Below are 763 nucleotides of genomic sequence, written 5' to 3' on the forward strand. Positions count from 1 at the left end.
GCCACGATCCCGGCCTCAACCGAACCTATGCCGAGATGGCGAGCCATTACGGCACGGCCATTCTCGCAGCCCGGCCGCGGCGCCCAAAAAGACAAGGCAAAGGTCGAAGTTGCGGTGCAAGTCGCCCAGCGATGGATTCTGGCGCGGCTGCGCAACCAACGCTTTTTTTTCGTTAGCGGAGCTGAACGCAGCCATCAAAATACTCGCCGTCGAACTCAATGCCCGGCAGATGCGCGACTTTGGCGCCAGCCGCGCCGAACTGTTCGCCGAGCTCGACCAGCCCAAGCTCACAAAGCTGCCGGACCAGGCTTACGCTTTCGCACGCTGGAAGCGATGCCGGGTCGGCCCCGACTATCATATCGAGATCGATGGACACTGGTATTCCGCGCCGTATCGGCTCATCCGTAAGCTCGTCGATGCGCGCATCGACGACAGGACGGTCGAGATCTTCCACAACGGCCGCAGGATCGCCAGCCACGCCCGCGCCCCTAACCGGCGGGGCCACACCACCATCGCCGACCATATGCCCAGCGCCCATCGGCGCTACGGCCAATGGACGCCCGCCGGAGTGATCGCCGCCGGCGAGCGGATCGGTCCGTCGACCGCCGCCTTCTTCCAAGCCGTGATCGCGGCCCGGCCGCATCCCGAGCAAGGCTTTCGCACCTGCCTCGGCATTCTGTCGCTGACCAAAAGTTACAGCGCCGAGCGCGTCGACGCGGCCTGCCGGCGCGGCATTCTGATCAAGGCACGATCCGTCGCCTCG

Annotated in this window: 1 pseudogene; it reads left to right on the forward strand. The window is 65.1% G+C overall.

The annotated features are described in order from the left end of the window. Positions 1–763, forward strand: a pseudogene (locus AC5ZGW_RS46635) (Mu transposase domain-containing protein); the annotation flags it as partial.

The organism is Bradyrhizobium sp. Crot121 (assembly GCF_059512385.1).